This is a genomic window from Anaerobacillus sp. ABR4_321, assembly GCF_056158505.1.
Map to the genome: position 1 here is coordinate 209,892 of NZ_JBSWTK010000012.1, position 19,033 is coordinate 228,924.

The window sequence follows — 19,033 nt, forward strand, 5'->3', positions numbered from 1 at the left end:
AATCGAATTTTATTATTTGTCTTATCCAACGTGAAAGAATTCATTGAATGATGCGTTACTCGGTACCAGCAAGTCATCATCAAAATCTTTGTCTTCCATATCTTTAATAAGGTCGCTCATATTCTTTCCAGTTATCGTCATCGTGCCGTAATCCGTACCAAACTCGGCAGCTAAAAACAAGAAATGCATTGTTTCTAGCTTGGTTAAACAATCCACTTTAGGGAAGACGTTCGTACCCATGCAGATTTCACCAGAAGAATGATACACATTAGGAAGTGGGAAGTAGAAAAGCTCTCTCTCATTCCCTATCGATTCCTTGCCTTTTACACACATCACTTTGACACTAACGATTTGCTCAGATTGAATGCGATAGTTAAATATCATCCGTGGTAGCCCAATCAATTGTTTTTTCCCTTGATAATCAATCAGCCATTTTTGCTTAGCAACATCGATAAAAACCTCATAACGAGTGTGATTTCTAGTGATGTACTTAAAGCAGTTTTTAGGGAGTAGAGGGGATTCATAGGAAACGCCTGATTCCATTGAAGAAGTCAGAGCGGCTATGAAGTCACTAAACCTCAAAGAATAAGCGTCAATTTCAGCGCCATTTTCATGTTGCTGAACCACTTGTACATGCTCCTGTATGCTACGCAACTGATCGGATATCTTTACTAGAAAGTCCATTTTCGCCCTCCATTTTTCGCTTTATATCTCGCGCTTTTAAGAGTGTTGTCACTACAGCAAACGCAATCTCATGAAGATCCCCAGGAAAATGAATTGCAATAAAAAAACCAGTGTTATCCGGAAGCAATTCCATCGAGGCATCTATCTCTTGAAGACATTGGCTGTTAAAACATTCTTGCAGCTCCTTACAATAATCGCTTTCCAATACATCTTTTATGATTGAATGATGAAGAAGGAAGGTATGCTCAGGGTCATGCTTGTTTATTAAGTCGGGATATCTCTCGTTTACGGTTTGGTTATCATCTTCATAGAATGCTGAGGATTCATCATTGTAACCATATGATTTCACGTCTTCGAAAAGCTCCAATGTGCAAGTGTGGAAAATTTCAAAGTCCGTGAAATGGTTATATTGGATGTCAGTCATAAATACCGATATGTTCTTTTTTACATCTACACCAGCATCATGAAAAATCTTTAGCATGGCAAGATTAGAAATGGATTTCATATAGGAATAATGTTCTTCCATCCGCATCTCAACAAAACTCATAGTTATCTCTCCTTTAGTTAAATAAACATCTCATCTTCGGTTTGCTCATACACTCGCCCTTGAATGTTATGAAGGTTGTAGATGAGGTTCTCAATATCGTGATAGACCATAAATCCGTTATGTGGGTCACACACAAATTCCTCACCGCCTTCATCCTCACTGTAGGCTTCGATTTCAGCCATTTCATCTAAAGCAGATATGACATCTTCATAAGTAAAAGAATCAAAGTCAATACTCGATACTCTGGCATGATTCCAAACCTCTTTTATAACAATTGCCATTCCAGGGTTTTGTTTCGACTTATGATTATCACTCAAATCAGCTTTCTTCAATTCGTCTAGGAACTTACTACTGTTAAAGTTCATCACTTACATCTCCCCAAATAAAAGAGAGGGGAATACCCTCTCATGTTTGTTTAATACGTCCTCACTGGTAGAATCAACTGAGTTTCATCTACATCGCTTTGTGCTGTAGGCTTCAATAGGAACGGTCGGTTATCTCCTTGATAAAGAAAAGAAATTTCCTCACAATCAAATGCTCGCAAAGCTTCAATTAAGAATTTTGCTGAAAAATTGATTGTAAAGTCATCTTCGCCTTCGAGTAAGTTATAGGCTGTTTCAACTCGTCCTTTACCCGTTTGAGCCTGGTGAGAGGAGAGCGCTGCAACACCGTTAACGTGAAGTTTTACTACGCCACCTTTACCGTTGTCAGCAACATTTGCAATCTCCTTTACGTGCTCTAGCGAATCCAAAAACTCTTTCCGCGCTATCTTCATGTCTGCTTTGTATCCATCGGGAATCAAACGACTTGTATCAGGATAGTTACCATTAAGTAAGCGAGATAGGAATTTCGTTGCACCATTCCTAAGCAAGATCATCTGATCATCAGCATAAAGCTCCACATCGAGTTGAGAATCGAAAATCTTAATACAATTTTCTAACGCTTTCGCTGGGACGATGACACTGAATTCTTTTTCGTTTTCCTGTTGGTAAGATAACTTTCCAAGCCGGTGACTGTCTGTACTGACGAGCTCAATACAATCCGCCTTAATATCGATGGATACACCTGTTAGAACGGGTCTTGTTTCAACCTTACTTGTCGCAAAGGATGTCTTCTTCACAAAGTTGGAAAATCGTTCTCCCGACAAAACAAGATTTGGATTTTCTAAGTCCATCTCTGGGAACTTTGGATACTCTTCAGGATCAAGACAATTAAGTTCAAATTCACTTTTGCCTGATTTAATCGTCGTTTGAAAGTCATTTAACGAAAAGGTGATTTGTTTTCTAGAACGTTTTAAGATGTCTAATAATTGTCGTGGAATAACTGTTCGACCAGGTTCGATGACAGTAACTGATTGGCCATCAACCGGAATGGAGTGAACAATCGTTTCGTCAGCATCAGAACCAGTAAAACGAATTTCATCAACATCTACTTCAAAAAGAACTCCCTGTAAAATTGGGATTGAAGCTTTTGCTGAGACAACTTTACACACCTTGTTAAGTCCTTCTACAATCACATCTCGATTAATTTCAAATTTCATCATTTATTCCTCCTATTGGTTTGGTATAAATAAAAAAGCACAAACAGAGCTAGTTATAGCCCATTTGTGCTTGACCTTTCATTAAGCAGTTTGACCAGTTTGGTAATCTGCTTTTATTCTGTTTAATACGGTTTTCACATCATCCTTAGTCACGTTGAAGAACAAATGAAACAGAACGTTGTAAGTGTTCTTATGACCTAACTGATTCGCATAGTTAAGTATCGTTGACTCATCACAATGGTATTGCTTTCCCATAGTGATCAAGTCATATACCGGTCTTAACACTTCATAGTATTTAATGATCTGGTTAAGAGGTGCTTCTCTAATCATTTGAGGCATCTTGATCTCTTGTTCAGGATTCGCTTTGTTGAATATCCGAACCATGAAATTCGGTTCGGCATTCAATCCTAATTTAGGTTCCATCTGATTCAAGTGATTAACCAATTGTCTTTTTTGATTATTGGTATTATCTCGATTCCCCTTGTTTTGAGAAGCGGAATCTCCTTGATTTGTTGATCCCCGCGATTGTTGTTGGGAAGAGTCTTCTTTAGGCAAAGCCCAGGATGGTAGTTTAGGAGGCAAGAAGAACCCTCGAATTTCCGGAGTATTCCCTTTTGCCTTCTGAAACACTCTAATTGCATCCTTTGAAGAACTATTCTGATGAATGTCGACAAACATTTCGGATAACTGGTAGATATATCGACCAATTCCCCATTCAACAGCAGCTCGCTTCATAGCCCCTGATACGCCACCTTTAGTAGGCTCGATATTCGTTATATCTGCACCATCCCATTTTATACGAGACTTAGTATCAGAATAATGAATTCGAATGCCACATAGTACACCATTATGAAGTGATTTAAATTCGTTCTCCCAATTCTCTGGTCCAACAACTTCATCAAGGCGGTTCATAATAGCTCGATTCTTAAGATAAGCTACTACGATTGCTTTAGGCGCGCCGTTTTTCATAAACGTTCTTGAGACACGCCATTCAATGTCCTCAGCAGGAAACGGAGCAGACAACCTCTCTTTAATCACCTTTGGATCCATACAATTTTCACCCATTTAAAACATCCTTCCTAAAGTTTTTTTAATATCCACCCATCAAAGTTTTTGCAAACGCAAAAAGGCCTTTGAAGTATCATGATTAAACCTTTTCACATAAATGTCGTGTGAAAAAGTTACATGATGCCTCAAAGGCCCCTAATTGTTTGATTTATATATCCCGCTAACTCTTAAAAGAGTCGCTCAAAAACTAAAATGAAATGAATATATTGTAAGTATATAGTATCTTCTGAAAATCCTCAATGTAATATGATTTATTATCAGATAAAACTTGAAAACTATTAGAGGACTTCATATGTTATACTTTTTTTAGATTCCACTACGAATTAACTAAATAATTTCAAAGCGAAGACCGCTAAATACCACATATGTGACACGTGGATATTTTGCGGTCTTTTTTGTTTATAGAAGGGGATTGAGACAATGGTAGACAAGTTTGAACAAATTAGAATAGTAGAATGCGATGTAGAACGGCTTATCATATTAAGAAAACGTCTAGGAAAAAGCCAATATCAATTCTCTAAGGATATAGGAGTATCTTCTAGCTATCTCGGACAGATCGAAAACTACAAATTCCCATTCACACTAAAATTAAAGCAAAAAATTGATAAGTACTTAAGACAGGAGAGGGCGGTTGATGAGCGAGATTTATTTAGCAGCTTCAAGTAGAACTGATATTAATCTTCTTGGGAAAGCCGTACATACAAAGATGAAAGGCACAGAAGTCATCGAAGTAACAAAAGAAGGGTTTCAAGATGTGTTGTATAGTGACTTTCAATTACTAGTTATCTCTCCGGACTTCTTATCCGATCCTTCTAAGATTGCCCTGGGTCAGTTGAAAGGTAAAAAACTGTGTTACTGGCATAAAGATTACATTCCTCAAATTGTAGATTCCAGATTATATGTCTTTCCAGATATTAAATCTGTCTATCAGTGGCTAGTACAAGGTGCACCCTACAAGGACGAAGGGGCATTTATACATTCAGAAGGAGAAATTATTAAAAAAGGGGACGGTTCGAATTCTGCTCAAGCAAAAGTGAGAACAGAAAAGTCGGTAGAACAAGCAGAGTCGGCTTCTCATTCTTCTGGTGATAAAGCGGAAGCTTCTTCTGAGAACCTTGAGGAAGACAAGGAAGATGAAGGTTCAGAAGTAAATATAGACACTGGGGAAGATGACAATGAACTTAACCATTCGAAACCCGTGTCTGTTATTGAGCCATATCCAGAATTGGAGGATAAGGTCAAACAACGCTTGGAATACGAAGCACCTGAAGAGGACGACGATAACCTGCCAATAGAGCCTCATTCTTCACCAACACCAGAAATTCAATATGAAGAAGATCCTTTTTCAGAAAGAGCTATTGCTATACGAAAAGAGGCTTTTTCAAATGCCAGTTGGGACCGGAATCGGACGATTGGTATCTGGTCACCGCTTCATCGCATGGGTGTCACAACACTGACATTTAACATCTCGTTGTACTTTGGCAATCTAAAAATTCCTACTGCAGCTGTCGAAGGTCTTACGAATAACCAACACTTTAAGACTATGTTGAGCCAATATTGCTCGGTACCGGAAGGATGGGTCTCATTCTTATCGGCGCTTCAAGACGAAAAGGTAGATGCAACGAAAGTGGAATGGACATTTGGAAATGTTCACTGGTTACCGATCGGGGATCATGACATCGATAGACATGAATGGACGCCTGACCATTTAAAACATTACTTCAATAGTGCTAAATATTTTGACCTCGTTTTCGTTGATCTACCAACTGGAAAGATGGCACAACACACACTCGATACTATTCGTCACCTGGATGAACTTTGGATTTTAATCGATGGTTCTTATGACCAGGTTCTTGCGTGGAAGAAGTACATCCACTCAGTCTTGAAAGAATATGACTTAACCGTAAAGCTGATTTTCGTGAAAGAGTACTCATTTAGTAAACCGAAAAAGGTCGCTGAAAAGTTGGACTTGCCACTTTTAGCTACCATTCCAGACCTATCAGAAGCCATTTATCGAAATTACAGTGAAAGAAAACCACTTATTGACCAACCTGATACCTACCGATTACTGGAGATGCCACTTAATAAAATAAGTGAACATCTTCTAGGAGAAGAGTTTATGATGACTCAAAAAGTTCCTCTCTTTAAGAAGCTCAAGTGGTTTCTTCATACTTAACCTTCTTGATTCTTTCAATGCCATAGGATATAGTTTAATCAATTAGATTTCACTTTTATTTTTATGGCAACCTTTTGGGTTAGCAGAAGCGAATGAATCAATAAGCGATCTCTGGATCGGTAGTAGTGCACCACACGATTTCTATTAGTGTGTTCACTTATCAAACTACCTCCAGGATCGCTTTTTTTATTGGAAAAGGAGGTGTGCGGGATGAACCAAGCTCAACTAAAGTCAAAGTTAAAGACGATTAAAAAAGTATTAATGAATGGACAGGGTTATATTCGATTGGGTCCACATACGAAAGAAAGGCTTTTGAAGAGAGGTTACGCCAAAGGAGATTTAGTGTGTGGGATTATGACCGGTCGTATCACTCAGGTACAAACGGGATTTAACAGAGCATTAGGAAGAACGGCACTTACGTATACGATTGAAGGTAAGGACAGAAGCAATAATCCTGTTGTTATCATTCTTTCTGAAGAAGGGCAGATAAAATTCCTTGTTGTAACGGTCATGCCACCCATTGACCACACACGATTCCATGACTGTATTGGATAAAAAAAGTGAGAGAGGTGTTCTGTATGCTAAAAGATATGCGGAGAACAAGATTGGATGGCTGGTTTGAGTATTATCGCATTGCTTGCCCAGTATGTGGTCATACAGGTGGTTGTATGCAGCATAAAGACGGAAAAGCGATAGCATGTATTAGAGTGCAAAGTGAGCGTTATTTTAGCAAAAATTCTAGTCTTCCTTCTTACCTTCATATTCTTGATAAGGAACAAAGAAGAAGCAAGATTAATGATTCGCAGGTAGCTCCACAAGGTTTAGAGAAGAAAGAGGATGCTGTCCTGCAAACTGTTTATTCAACCATGGTAGATTGTTTGGATTTAACAGAAGAACACTATCGACACTTAACCTCAGAGAAAAGGCAACTAAGAGATGAACAGATAAGAGACAGGGAATACCGCTCCTTTCCGGCTCATCCATGGAATACCGTCAAAGATATGCAGGAATTAATCGGTGTTCAAGGGTTTGAGGGAGTTCCGGGGTTTTATTTAGCAAAGGGGAAATACGGAGAGTATTGGTCCATCAGTGGAACGGATGGTATATTGATTCCATTTCGTAATGTTAGAAATCAGATCGTAGGGTTTCAGTATCGCTTAGATACTCCTCCTAATGACGTGAAAGTCCAACAGATAACCGAGGGACTCACTGCCAGAGTGATCAAACAACCGAACCTTGTTCAGGTCACTTATAAAGGAAAAATCGTTTTAGAGAAAGAATTAACTATGAAAGAGCCTGAAAAGGTAAAGCTTGGTGACATTGTGCTTGGTTGGGTGACGTTAAAGAAGGGAAATAGGTACTACTGGTTAAGCTCTGCAAATAAACCAGAAGGAACTGGTTCAGGTAACCCCGCTCCAGTTCACATATCTGTACCTTCGGGTAAACTCAAGAAGTGGGAAAGTGGAACAACACTAAAAGCTAAAACGGTTTGGCTTTCAGAAGGCCCACTCAAAACAGATATTGCAGCTGATTGTATTGAAAAGCTGTTTGATCCTGAAGAGATTGAAGTTGTAGGCGATACGTTCATTGCATTACCTGGAGTTAATTCTTGGAGAGTATGTCTCCCTGTATTAGAAGAGATGGAAGTCGAAGAGATAAACTTGTGCTTCGATGCAGACGTGGTTAGTAATACGTTTGTCCGACAGCAACTCATGGAAGCAGCAAAAGAGTTTCATAGCCGTGGTTACCGAATAAATATGGTGATCTGGAATTCAGCTGACGGAAATGGAATCGATGATTTGTTATTAAATGGAAAAATACCTCAGTTTTCGAGGATTAAGTAAGAAGCTTTCCTAGTTATTGATTAATAGAAGGCAAGGGGGGAATAACAATGACTTTAAGAGAAAAGCCAAAGCCAACTGGTTGGGAGAGTATTGATACTTTACTGATGGAAACTTATGAAGCATTTAATGAGTACGAAGCTGTTAGACAAAAAGTTGAAAAAGTTCAATCCTCTTTTGAATCAGAAAAACCATTATATTTTTTTGATGAATTTAAGAAGATGGAAAAAAGATAAAAGACACAGTGCCTGCACTGTGTCTTTTTATATGGTTAGAAAAATGGATTAATTTTATAGAAAAGGATTCCGATATATTTACTATTGTTCTAAATGTCTATTCCTGTAAATTTAATATACCATCTTAAAAAAAGGAGGTTAATGATTGAAAAAGGTTCACTTTACAAGACCAGGTGAAATGAAGAGAATTCCTGAATTGATCATAAAAGATATAATAAATGCTAAGACGAGAGTTCTAATCTCATCAGCTTATTTCACAGACTTTAACTTTGTTGAAGCGATCAGTACATCTAAGGCAGAAGATAAAAGAATTATATTTAATGAACAAGAATTATTAATGAATAAAACTCCATTTGTAAAAGTGTATAAAGAACTTCAAAAGTATTGCCCAATAGTAACTATGGGGTCCTCGAGGTCTATTATGCATCATAAGTTTATGATTATTGATGATATCTTGTGGACCGGCTCCTATAACCTTTCACTTAATGCAAGGGATTACAACTGGGAGAATATCATCAGATTTGAGAAAGATGAAATGCTAAATGATTTTCATACAGAATTTGAACATATGTGGTTGTTTGGAGAAGCAATTAACAATATACTTCTAAATAATATTTGTCAGTTATGTAAAAGGACTGTTTTAGATCCTTTTACTCACTACAATATTCAGTTAAATATCAGACGAGGGGTGTATAATACTGAAAACGAATCTAGGGATATTATTGAAAGTGGGTATGAAGTTGAGTGCTTGAGCGCATACGCAGAAAATAATATCATAAATGGTAATTGGAAATCGCATGCTCCTTCTTGGTGGCGTGAACCTCACTGTGATAAGTGTTTTAGAAATGCAGATAGCTATTATAAGATAAATTTCATAGATAGGGCTTTTGAAGATTTTCATTTTCCTTTGCGACAACACGGGATGTTTTGTTCTACATGTTTTATAAAAGAATCGAAAAGCATTATCATTGAAGCTAAAAATTCATTCCATATATGAAGTAATAAAAGGTCACTTCTTTAAATCATAAACTTATTTTATGACTTCTATTGATTGCAAAAATCCACTTGCAATTCTCCTCACTTTAAAATAAGATAATAATATACTTCTTAAGAAAATTAAGGAAGTGCTGGTAAGACTAACTATTAATTTAATAAGTTTATAGATTCGGGAAGCCCCTGAAATTATAGTGAATCGCATTTTTTGCACTCACTATATTTTCAGGGGCTTTTTTTTGCGTCTATAAAAGGAGGTGGAAAAAGTGAACAACAAAAAGAAAACAGTCTTTTCTATGGTAGCCCTAGTAGCTATTATGACATTCACTTTTGTATTTATGGGAGGTGACCCAGCAGGTGCTACTTCTTCAGATCCCTGGGGTGAAGCGGGAATTAAAGCTGATAGTGGAGGCTTTAAGGGAAGTGGCGTTTATGATGACATGGAAAACATCGTATACTTCGTCATGGCACTCGGTGGCTTCTGGGTTATCTTAATGGTAGTTATCGGCGGTATGTTACTAGCCGGCTCCAACGGTAATGCTCAAAGACGTACTGCAGGACTTGCAAGTCTAGCGTGTTCCTTCGTTGGAGGATGGGTCATTATGAAAGCTTATACAATTGCAGGTTGGATCGCAGGATTAGGTGCGTAAGGAGCTGAGTAATCAACTAAATTAACCTCTTATTTAACGTACAATTCCTCAAACAATACCCCTCTATCCCATAGAGGGGTCTATTTATAGAAAGGAGAGGTGATGAGTTCTTGAAAAAAGTGACTGTTCCTATTGATATGTCTAGTGAACAAAAAGAGATATTAGGACTGATTTCTAAACGTCAGCTCATCTACATGATTGTTGGCGGTGGTTTAATTTACTCCTATATCCCATTTGTATATAACTTAACGCCTAACTTTTTCATAAGTACTATTTTATGTTTGTTTGCTGCGGTTCCAGTAGCCGCTGTAGCGGGTGTGCTAGCTTTCGTAAAGAAAAGCAAATACAACTTAAATTACGATCACTTTTTGCTGATTAAATTCGCCTATAAAACTCAGATAGGTGTATGGCGAAAAGGTCCTAAATTAACTAAATAGGCGGGATAAATATCATGGAAATTCTTATGATGATCCTTTTGGGTATTGTGGTCTATGTCGTTGCAAGAGTTGCAATGAAAGAACCCCTTTTACCCTGGAAGGATAAGAAGGTTAACCAAACAAAATTCACACAGAAAAAAGAAAAGAAAAAGAAACATGCGATTGAGTTAGATCATGAGCCAAATGAATTTCAGGATCTTCTACACGATATAAAGGAAATCAAAAACCATATGATACGCATGCATGATGACACCTTCATCATGATTGCAGAAGTCGAACCAGTTAACTACTTCCTATTAAGTGATAAAGAGCAAGAGGCAATCGATGTGACAATGGAGACCTGGCTTGCTCAAGTAAATTATAACGTCAAAACGTATCTCCAAAATCGTTTCATTGACCTATCCGATCCTATTGAAGAGATGAGACAGAATATGATCAACGCTGAGGACCTTCATGAAAATGCTGCTGAATACGGACGTTCGATGGTAGAAGACCTTACTCGCTGGCAAGCCATTGCACCAAGATACGAAACCAAACGATATCTAATCTTCACATACAAAGTAAAAGTTAGTGAGATTACAGCTGACGATAAAGAAGAGTTTGAAAACAAGATTATAGATAAAGCATTTGCTGAATTATACAGGCGTTTGAATACCGCTAAAAGCCAATTACGAAAAGCACGAATGTACGTTGAGCTTTTGCCGGATGAAGGAGTATTAGACGTTCTTTATCACACCTTCAATCGTAGGAAAGCGGTTCGAAATCGATTCAAGGATTTCGGTCTTCAAGAAATGCTGGCACTATATGTTACTGCCGATCAAGATGATACGCGAATTGAACTAGTAAAGGAGGCTATTGATAATGAGTATCTTGAAGAAGGTAAAGAAGAAAGACCAGAAGCCGAAGAACAAAGCTCTGAAGAAGAAAGCACAAAAGCAAGCTAAAGAAGAGCATGTAACAGAAGAAGAGACAGGAACTCAACTTGATACGAAGCCCACCATATGGGATTTAATAGCACCAGACGGACTAAAAATCGATTCTGAAGATCACGGGATTATGAAACAGTCACTTGGAACAAAGACGTATTTCCGTCCATGGTACATTCCGCGTGATGGGTATCCAAGGAAGATGCAGACGAATTGGTTGTACTCCATTACATCATCTGGGGAAGCAGACGTCATGGTAGACATTAATAAGATGCAGAAATCAGCTGCCATCCGTTCATTACAACGACAGTTAACCATTCTTCAATCAAACTTGAATTTCCAACGTAAACGAGGAAATATTGATCAAATTAAAGATATCGAAACAAAAATTGCTGACACAGAAATTTTGATGGACGAAATACAGTTCTCCGAAAATGACATCTATAAAGTCTCAACCATGGGGATTCTCTACGGAACTAGCGAGAAAGAGCTGAACCATTATAGCGAAGCATTAGAGGATGAAATGAGCGGAATGTTCTTCAAACTTGCGACAACTTGGAGCAGGGTTAAAAAAGGGCTTCGTAGTACGATTCCAATTGGGGTTAATGAGATTCCGGATTCTCACAGAAATATAGACCGTCGTGCACTCGCTACATTCTCTCCTTTCATTAGTGGAAGCGGTAAATACATAGGCGGTGTTCCTCTCGGCGTCAATAAGATCACCGGGCAGTTAGAGTTTATCAATAGCTTTGGTACACCAGAAGAAAGGCCACAAAACTACAATATCGGCATAACAGGCATTCCAGGTAGCGGTAAATCACTCGCTATGAAACTGAAAATCGCTAGAGAAAAGAGCGGTGGGAATGTTTGGGCATCAATTATTGACCCTGAAGGAGAGTTCACGAAACTTACAAAGCGGTTAGGTGGAATCAACCTTAACATTAGTGAAGAGGAAGATATCTGCATTAATCCATGTGCTGTAAGCACAACAGATATTCTATTGGATGACGATGATGAAGAATTGGAGTGGCTAGAAGAAAGTGACGAAAAAGAACTCATTGAAAAGGAAGGAAAGACTTATGTTCGCTTTGTTCCGTTAAGAGAGAAACAAAACGAAATCTTGAACTTCTTTGACATCATTGCAAGAGGAAAAGATGGTGAAGATGAAGGGCTAAATGTATTTGAACGAAACTTTCTCGAAGAAGCAATTAAAGCGGTGTTTGAGGAAGCAGGTTTCACGTCTCATCCATCCTCACTTTATGAGAACACAGTCGCTGAAGTCGATGGACAGTTGATTCAATCTCAGGTTAGGAAACCTGAACCTACTATTTCAGATATTAATGAGTACTTGGTCAATAATTTTTCTTCTGACAAGAAGGCTGAAAGATTAATCGCGATTATCCGTCCATTCTTGAAAGATGGGTCTAAACCGATTTTTGATGGTCAAACCAATTTAGGAAAAGGTGTAACACAATCTCTAACAAGTGCTAGGTTAATTAACTTTAACATCAGCCAAATGGAAGAGGGTTTCCTACGTCCCATCGCTTATCACGTAATTCTAAATTACCTATGGGAATACTTCGCAAAAGCTAGTGAGAATGCTACGAAGAAAAAATATATCTATGCAGATGAACTTTGGCAATTCATAGATTCAGAGACAACGGTTACGTTCTTCGAAAAGGTAGCTAGACGTGCCCGTAAACGTAACTGCGGACTTTGCTGGGCTACTCAAGATTTCGTGAGGATTTTGGAAAATCCTAAATCTAGAGGTATTCTTTCCTCTACATTCACCATCCTCTTCATGGAACAGAACAAGATTGATAGAAAGAAAGTTAAAGAGAATTTCGACCTTAGTGATGGAGAGTTAAATATCCTCTTCAATAACCCAGATAAGGGTGAAGGGATATTGAGGACTGGAAAGAGCTCCGTGTGGTTACAAACGAATCCTTCTGACGATGAATTAACCTTCATCGAATCGAACCAGGCTGTTTTAGAACAAATGATGAAACGTAAGAAGATGAAGCAGGGATAGGGGGGATTCACCTTGATAGATACAATTGGCGAAAAACTCGGAGATATTTTTGGAACTCTATTCCCTGTTTTATATCACATGATCGTTAAACCTTTTATGGAATTGAAATTGTTCAAAACATTGATTTATGGAGATGAGGGCGACTATTTCCGAACTTTTAAAGAAGAGGAAATTGAAAACATTGTCATCCCAGGAATGGATGTAATGAACATATTCGCTGTGTTCCTCATTTTGATTGCGATTATTCTAGCGGGGTTGAAAATATCCTCAGTTGGAATTAATCCATCGAATCGTTCGTACATTCTAGAATTCTTTAAAGACATAGCAATTGTTGGCTTATTGTTTTTTAACCTTCCAACCCTTTATTCACTTATCTTTGAGATCAATGACCTCTTTGTAAAAGTATTTGGCGTTGCAAAGGACGAAGGATTAGTCGAACTTAAGGAAACAATCGATGCCGATGAAGGTGTATTAGGACAAATTATTATCCATCTGTGTTTACTGGGTTTATTGATCTGGGGGAACTTTTATTACATGATGAGAAAGCTTACACTGATTCTCTTCATGATACTAGGACCATTGATGATTGCCATGCTGTTAATTCCTCAAACAAGGGCCATTACGTTCGGATGGTTAAAAGAGTTTATTGGTACTGTTTTGATTCAATCAGTGCATGCTTTCTTATTCTGGGTGGTTGCGTTGATGGCAGTAACAACTACCGGCACAATTGAAAGTGTTATTTTATATGTCATCTTTATCCCCACATCAGAAGCTCTTCGCTCACTATTTGGATTAGGTGGTCAGACACACAACGGCTTATCAAAAGCAGGGGCTATGTTCGGTATGTCTGCTCTTTCAGGTATGTACGGTAGTGTGAAGGGAGCTATAGGTGATAAGTCAGTAACTGGCGCATTAAGAGGTGCAGCTCATGGAGTAAAAGATGGTGCCAGTAAAAATAATGATTCGAATGAAGATACTGAAAACAAAGTTAATAAAACCATAGGTGGTAATACGGGAACTGACACTGGAACAAATTCTCTAGCCGAAAGAATGTTAAAAGCTGGACAGGTAACAAGCAAGGGTGGAAAGATGCTACTTGGAACAGCTGGTTCAATAGCTGGTGCGCCAATGGGTCCAGCAGGCTCTATAGCTGGCTCAACGATAGGATTCGGAGTAGGTGGCGCGTTAGGCGGAGTAGCAGGACGTGCAGGCGCAGCAGGATTTGAAGGAGCGAAATTAGGAACAAAGCAGTTAGCTAAGGGAGCACGCAGTGGCTGGAGTAATGCAAAGGATAGGTATAACTCTGAATCTCTAGCAGACGAAAAATTAGCCAACGAATTAGCAGATAGCGAAACTTCTTCTTGGGCTTCACAAAATAAAGAAGAATTCATGAATGATATGAAAGAAAAGTTTCCAGATGCTCATGAAGAATCGCTTGAGGGAATGTGGAATAGTCAAGTAAGCGAAAAAAGAAACGGTTTTATGGCTGAAGCAAGAAAAACCGTTAAAGACCTCAAAAAGAATAACGGCGCGTATGCAAAAGCCAATCATGTGGCTGATAAGGTAGCGGACCAATTAACGGATACCTGGGCTGAAAACAATAAAGACCAATTCATGAAAGAGTATGATCAAAATAACCCTGTTTCTAACGATCAAGATGTTGAGACGCACAATTCAAATAAGCAGGCTGCATGGAATGACAAACTAAACCAAAAACGCAAAGAAATTAAAGAAATGTCGAATGATACAGCTAAAACAATGAGTAATGGGCTTCCTACTAACCATGCGTACGTCAATAAGGACGATTTTGCTAATATGGTAGGAGCAAAAATGCTAAGTAAGGAAAAGGCAGCGTACAAAGACCAATACAGAAAACAATTTGATCCTAACGCTTCTGAAGAAGAAATCGATGCGTCATTTGATGAAAAACATAGCGAGAGGAAAAATGCGTATTTACAGTCTGCAAGGCAAGCTACAAAAGGAAATTCTGTGAAAGCAAGTGACCTTGTTAAAGAATCCACTCAAAACATGACAGACGAATGGGCTAAAGAAAACAAGGATTCTTTTGTTTCTTCCTATGAAAGGCAACATCCAACCGCATCTAAAGAAGAAGTAGCCACAGCGTGGGAGAAAAAGGTCTCAAGTCAACGAAATGCCTTTTCAAATGCTTCTAAACAAGCAGCTAAGAGTATGACTAATGGAAGGAGCCTTGAAAACAGCAGCATTAATCCAGTTGAATACTCAGAAAAAGTCGGAAATGAACTTTATAATAATGAGAAATCTCAAGCTATTTCTTCTACTTCACCGCTTACTACAGCTCAACAAGAAAAACAGTTTGATGAAATTCACGGAAACAAAAAGCAGAAGTATCATAAAACGGCTAAACAGGCGGTATCTGGTAAAGGAGAAACTGAATCTGCTCAAACTCTCGCTTCCGCTTCAGCAAATCATATGACAAAAGAATGGTCAGATAGCAATAAAGCTCAATTTATTACTTCTTATAAACAGAGTAACCCTGGCAAGAGTGAAGAAGAAGTAGAGATGGCTTGGGGAAATGCGGTTAAGAATAAGCGTAAAGAGTTTGGCAACATGACGAACGCCGTTGCAAGCAAGATGACAAACGGAAAAGAGATTTCATCTACTGAAATCAATTCTGATCAATTTGCAAACAACCTTGGTTCACACATGTATGAAAAAGAGAAAGCGAATTACGTTGCTAATGCACCAAAGAAATTATCAAATGATCAAATAGAGATGGAATTCGATAAGAAAAATGGTGGGAAGAAAATTGCCTACATTCAATCAGCTGAAAAGGCTGTTGGAAAATTCAATAAAGTAAATGCTTCGGAATTGGCTAATTCTTCTGCTGAAAACATGACAATGGAATGGGCTAATAAAAACCAATCGAACTTCGGTAAGAATTATAAGCTTCAAAATCCAGGAGCAAGTGAATCTGAAGTGGAAATCGCTTGGAATAAACAGGTAGATGGTAAACGAAAAGAAATGATACAGGTAACAAATGGTCTAGCCCAAAAAATGACCAATGGAAAATCAATTCAAAACACTGAAATTGATAGCAGTTCTTTCGCTAGTAAATTAGGAAATGAGCTCTATAACAACGAGAAAATTAATTACCGTACAAATTATAAACAACAAGCTGGTGCAACTGATCAACAGCTTGAAGTGGAGTTTGAAAAGGGACAAGCAGGTACTAGTAGAGCCTACTTTAAATCTGCTCGTAACGCTGTGAACGACGTAAAGGGTGGTCAGCTCTATAATAAGAATGACGTGAACACACCTTATCTTGTTTCACAATTAGCAACGCGAGCAACCAATAAAGAAAAGGCAGCGTTCATTACTGAACAAAAAGCTGATAATATTCCTAGCCAACAAGCAGAGGAAAATTGGCAAAACCAGAAAGCGCCTTCCACTTATCAAAAGAATTTAAAGGCGATATCTTCGCAAGTTCCTAGGAGTATCCCTCTTGAGAAGGCCGTAAATACAGGCCAATTTACTAGAGTAGTAGGAAGCGCAAAACACGGTTTGAAAGGGTTCGCGTCTACTACAGTTGAAGCCCCTGCTATTGCTAATTTTGCAAAAGATACCAAACTAGGGAAGATGGCGATTGCAGGAGCACAGGGCGCCCAAGGTGGGTATCATAGTGCCATCACGAATACTTCAGGTGGAGTCGTGTCAAGTGTAGTCAATCCTATAGTGGGTGGTACTGCAGGAGCATTTAAAGAAATGAAAACATCTATTCAAACCAAACACACGCCTGAAAATGCTGTTCAAAAACAAGAAGGATTTAAAAATGTCGCAGCTTATACTACTGGTATTGTAGGTGGGGTAAGAGGCTATCAAAAAGCTAGTAAAGTCGCAAGTAAGTTTAATCCTTATAACAAGACGGTCAATAGTGAAGTCGCTGAAGTCTCAGATATCCAACACCTTGCTCAGAAAGTTGACGATGGAAATGGGAATATGGAGATTGCAGAAGGTGCAGTTCAAATGGTCACCACAAGAGATCGGAGCTATATTCAGGTAAGGGATAAAACGGGACAAACACGAGTAGTTTCCCGTAACGGTTCTGGAGATAGTGGACTCAAGAATGGGGACAAAGTATTCCAAGATTTAACCGTTAGTAATGGTGCTTTATCTCGGGACTCAAACCCATATCGAGTTGATTCGGCTGGAGATAAATCAGAGCTAACGCGTAAGATCAATGTCACCCCTGCCAATCTACTAGCTAACCGTAATACTCGTAAGAATCCTAGAGTTGTTCAAGAGGTTCAAGCGCTAAATCAGCAGGTCGATAGTGGTCAATTCTATGCAAATGATGTTCAAGAACAAATGAAGAATATTAAAATGGTCGTTACAAAAGAAAGAAGTTATGTCACGGGTTCAAATGATAATGGGGAGAGTTATCGAGTATCGCCATACGGGGAAGGAGATGCAAGATTAGGATTAAACGAAAGTAGAACGATTAATTACTCTGTAAGAAACAGACGATTTGAAAAGGAAAACTCTAAAGATGATTCTGGAGAAGAAATAAATTATACTACTACCACTTCCCCTGAGACTTTAATTCCTGTAAAAGCTAATAAAAGAGCTTCTCGAAGAAATGACTTTGAGGCGGTACGTCATAAGTCACTTGGAGGAACCTTCTAATGGCTTTAAGAAAACCGCCAGATGAAGATCAAAATTCTGAACTGCAGAAAATAGCCAAAGATAAAGTTAAAAATCTCGCTTTAAAAAAAGGGAGAAAGCTAGCAAAAAAAATGGCCAAAAAGGGAGCGAAAGTAGCTCTTAAGGTGGCAAAACATGCTGTTGCTTCTTTAATTAAAGTATTACTGTCACTACTGGGGGGCATTAGCCTCCCAGTATTAGCTGGCGTGTTGATATGTATAGTAATTATTATAATTGTTTTCATGGTTTCCACATTTATGTTCGGAACTGGGAGTGGTCTTGAAGATTCAGAGTTAGAGCTTCATGAATATATAGTAGAGCAATCTGAAGCTACTGTAGATATGTCTGATCCATTACAGAAGCCATATAGAGTACCAGAAGAATTGATTGCAGCTGTCATTCAACTAGATACTGTAAAACAAAAAGATGATGACGAAGTGAAAGAGCTTATTAGGGACATGGCTCAAGCCCTTGCACCAGAGTTATTGTATGATGATTTCAACGAATGGACGGAGACCAAGACCCAGGTATGCGAAGATGGGGACTGTGGCAAGTGGAGTAAAATAAAACGTGAAGACAAATGGGTCACTAAATTAACTTCAGTTGATTTTTGGAATGGTTCAACCACATTCACGCACAGTAAAAGAACTACAGAATGGAAACCAAAAGAGAAAATCACTTATCGAACCGAAACATGGACTGAGACAGAAGAGTATGAGGTAACGATACAAGAACCTTACTTTACTTATGAAAACGGTATTAGAGTAGTTAGGTATAGGGACCGCGTAGTCACCAGAACGAGAGAAGTCGAGAAATCCAAAGAAGTCGAAGTAGTAACAAAAACAAAGACACGATACCAAAAGTTCGATACGTCCGAAAGCTCTACAGAAGATTATACGACCTTCGATGCAATGCTTAACTCCAATGGATTCACATATAACGATAAACGTTTGGTTGAGGTGAATTTTTTATTTGCTGATGGTCAAATGGCTTATACTGATTGGCTTTCAGGTATGGGAACGGGCTTTGCCAATTACATAGGGTTTGATGGTACAATCATTCCTGGCGATGGTGTTCCAGCTCAATTCATGCCGTTTTATTTATCTGCAGAAAAAAAATATGGAGTAGATTGGTTCGTATTAGCAGCAGTTCATTTCGTGGAAACGGTGTTTTCTACTCACCCCACTATGAAATCAAGCGTTGGCGCAGAAGGACACATG

At 38.5% G+C, this 19,033-nt stretch carries 16 protein-coding genes and 1 pseudogene; 12 read left to right on the forward strand and 5 right to left on the reverse strand.

The window, feature by feature from the left end; genetic code table 11:
* Window positions 1–21 precede the first annotated feature (21 nt).
* From ACXADT_RS22850 to ACXADT_RS22870, 5 genes are all read right to left on the reverse strand, one after another.
* Window positions 22–684 carry a hypothetical protein gene (locus tag ACXADT_RS22850; RefSeq protein WP_474835023.1) on the reverse strand — a complete coding sequence of 221 codons (663 nt, stop codon included), beginning with the start codon at window positions 682–684 and terminating at the stop codon, window positions 22–24.
* Window positions 647–1,231, reverse strand: a complete 585-nt coding sequence (locus ACXADT_RS22855; RefSeq protein ID WP_474835021.1) for a hypothetical protein — start codon at window positions 1,229–1,231, stop codon at window positions 647–649. The genes ACXADT_RS22850 and ACXADT_RS22855 overlap by 38 nt, the downstream gene beginning before the upstream one ends.
* Before the next feature lie 17 nt (window positions 1,232–1,248).
* Window positions 1,249–1,596 carry a hypothetical protein gene (locus ACXADT_RS22860; protein ID WP_474835019.1) on the reverse strand — a complete coding sequence of 116 codons (348 nt, stop codon included), beginning with the start codon at window positions 1,594–1,596 and terminating at the stop codon, window positions 1,249–1,251.
* 50 nt (window positions 1,597–1,646) lie between these two features.
* Window positions 1,647–2,771 (reverse strand): DNA polymerase III subunit beta, encoded by a 1,125-nt coding sequence (gene dnaN, locus ACXADT_RS22865; protein ID WP_474835017.1) that lies wholly within the window; start codon window positions 2,769–2,771, stop codon window positions 1,647–1,649.
* 81 nt (window positions 2,772–2,852) lie between these two features.
* Window positions 2,853–3,836 (reverse strand): Rad52/Rad22 family DNA repair protein, encoded by a 984-nt coding sequence (locus ACXADT_RS22870; RefSeq protein WP_474835015.1) that lies wholly within the window; start codon window positions 3,834–3,836, stop codon window positions 2,853–2,855.
* Window positions 3,837–4,259: 423 nt separating this feature from the next.
* Between ACXADT_RS22870 and ACXADT_RS22875 the strand changes: the two genes are divergently transcribed.
* The 12 genes and pseudogenes from ACXADT_RS22875 to ACXADT_RS22930 form a co-directional block, all read left to right on the forward strand.
* Window positions 4,260–4,505, forward strand: coding sequence for a helix-turn-helix domain-containing protein (locus ACXADT_RS22875; RefSeq protein WP_474835013.1), 246 nt, complete (start codon window positions 4,260–4,262; stop codon window positions 4,503–4,505).
* Window positions 4,474–6,015, forward strand: a complete 1,542-nt coding sequence (locus tag ACXADT_RS22880) for a CpaE/TadZ family protein (RefSeq protein ID WP_474835011.1) — start codon at window positions 4,474–4,476, stop codon at window positions 6,013–6,015. Before ACXADT_RS22875 ends, ACXADT_RS22880 begins: the two co-directional genes overlap by 32 nt.
* 210 nt (window positions 6,016–6,225) lie before the next feature.
* Window positions 6,226–6,570, forward strand: a complete 345-nt coding sequence (locus tag ACXADT_RS22885) for a DUF4258 domain-containing protein (RefSeq protein ID WP_474835009.1) — start codon at window positions 6,226–6,228, stop codon at window positions 6,568–6,570.
* 23 nt (window positions 6,571–6,593) lie between these two features.
* Window positions 6,594–7,859: a DUF3854 domain-containing protein gene (locus ACXADT_RS22890; RefSeq protein WP_474835007.1), complete on the forward strand. Its 1,266-nt coding sequence runs from the start codon at window positions 6,594–6,596 to the stop codon at window positions 7,857–7,859.
* A 47-nt stretch (window positions 7,860–7,906) separates the two neighbouring features.
* Window positions 7,907–8,092, forward strand: a complete 186-nt coding sequence (locus ACXADT_RS22895) for a hypothetical protein (protein WP_474835005.1) — start codon at window positions 7,907–7,909, stop codon at window positions 8,090–8,092.
* A 145-nt stretch (window positions 8,093–8,237) separates the two neighbouring features.
* Window positions 8,238–9,089, forward strand: a complete 852-nt coding sequence (locus ACXADT_RS22900; RefSeq protein WP_474835003.1) for a phospholipase D family protein — start codon at window positions 8,238–8,240, stop codon at window positions 9,087–9,089.
* A 262-nt stretch (window positions 9,090–9,351) separates the two neighbouring features.
* Complete coding sequence (locus ACXADT_RS22905; protein ID WP_474835001.1) at window positions 9,352–9,735, forward strand: pilin; 384 nt, start codon at window positions 9,352–9,354, stop codon at window positions 9,733–9,735.
* 119 nt (window positions 9,736–9,854) lie between these two features.
* The gene (locus tag ACXADT_RS22910) at window positions 9,855–10,172 is read left to right on the forward strand and encodes a PrgI family mobile element protein (RefSeq protein ID WP_474835142.1); all 318 of its coding nucleotides are present in this window, start codon (window positions 9,855–9,857) and stop codon (window positions 10,170–10,172) included.
* Between the two features lie 14 nt (window positions 10,173–10,186).
* Window positions 10,187–11,116 carry a hypothetical protein gene (locus tag ACXADT_RS22915; RefSeq protein ID WP_474834999.1) on the forward strand — a complete coding sequence of 310 codons (930 nt, stop codon included), beginning with the start codon at window positions 10,187–10,189 and terminating at the stop codon, window positions 11,114–11,116.
* Window positions 11,034–13,130 (forward strand): VirB4 family type IV secretion system protein, encoded by a 2,097-nt coding sequence (locus tag ACXADT_RS22920; protein ID WP_474834997.1) that lies wholly within the window; start codon window positions 11,034–11,036, stop codon window positions 13,128–13,130. Before ACXADT_RS22915 ends, ACXADT_RS22920 begins: the two co-directional genes overlap by 83 nt.
* A 12-nt stretch (window positions 13,131–13,142) precedes the next feature.
* Window positions 13,143–17,795: a TrbL/VirB6 family protein gene (locus ACXADT_RS22925; protein ID WP_474834995.1), complete on the forward strand. Its 4,653-nt coding sequence runs from the start codon at window positions 13,143–13,145 to the stop codon at window positions 17,793–17,795.
* Window positions 17,795–19,033 (forward strand): annotated as a pseudogene (locus tag ACXADT_RS22930) (peptidoglycan DD-metalloendopeptidase family protein); the annotation flags it as partial. The gene ACXADT_RS22925 and the pseudogene ACXADT_RS22930, both read left to right, overlap by 1 nt.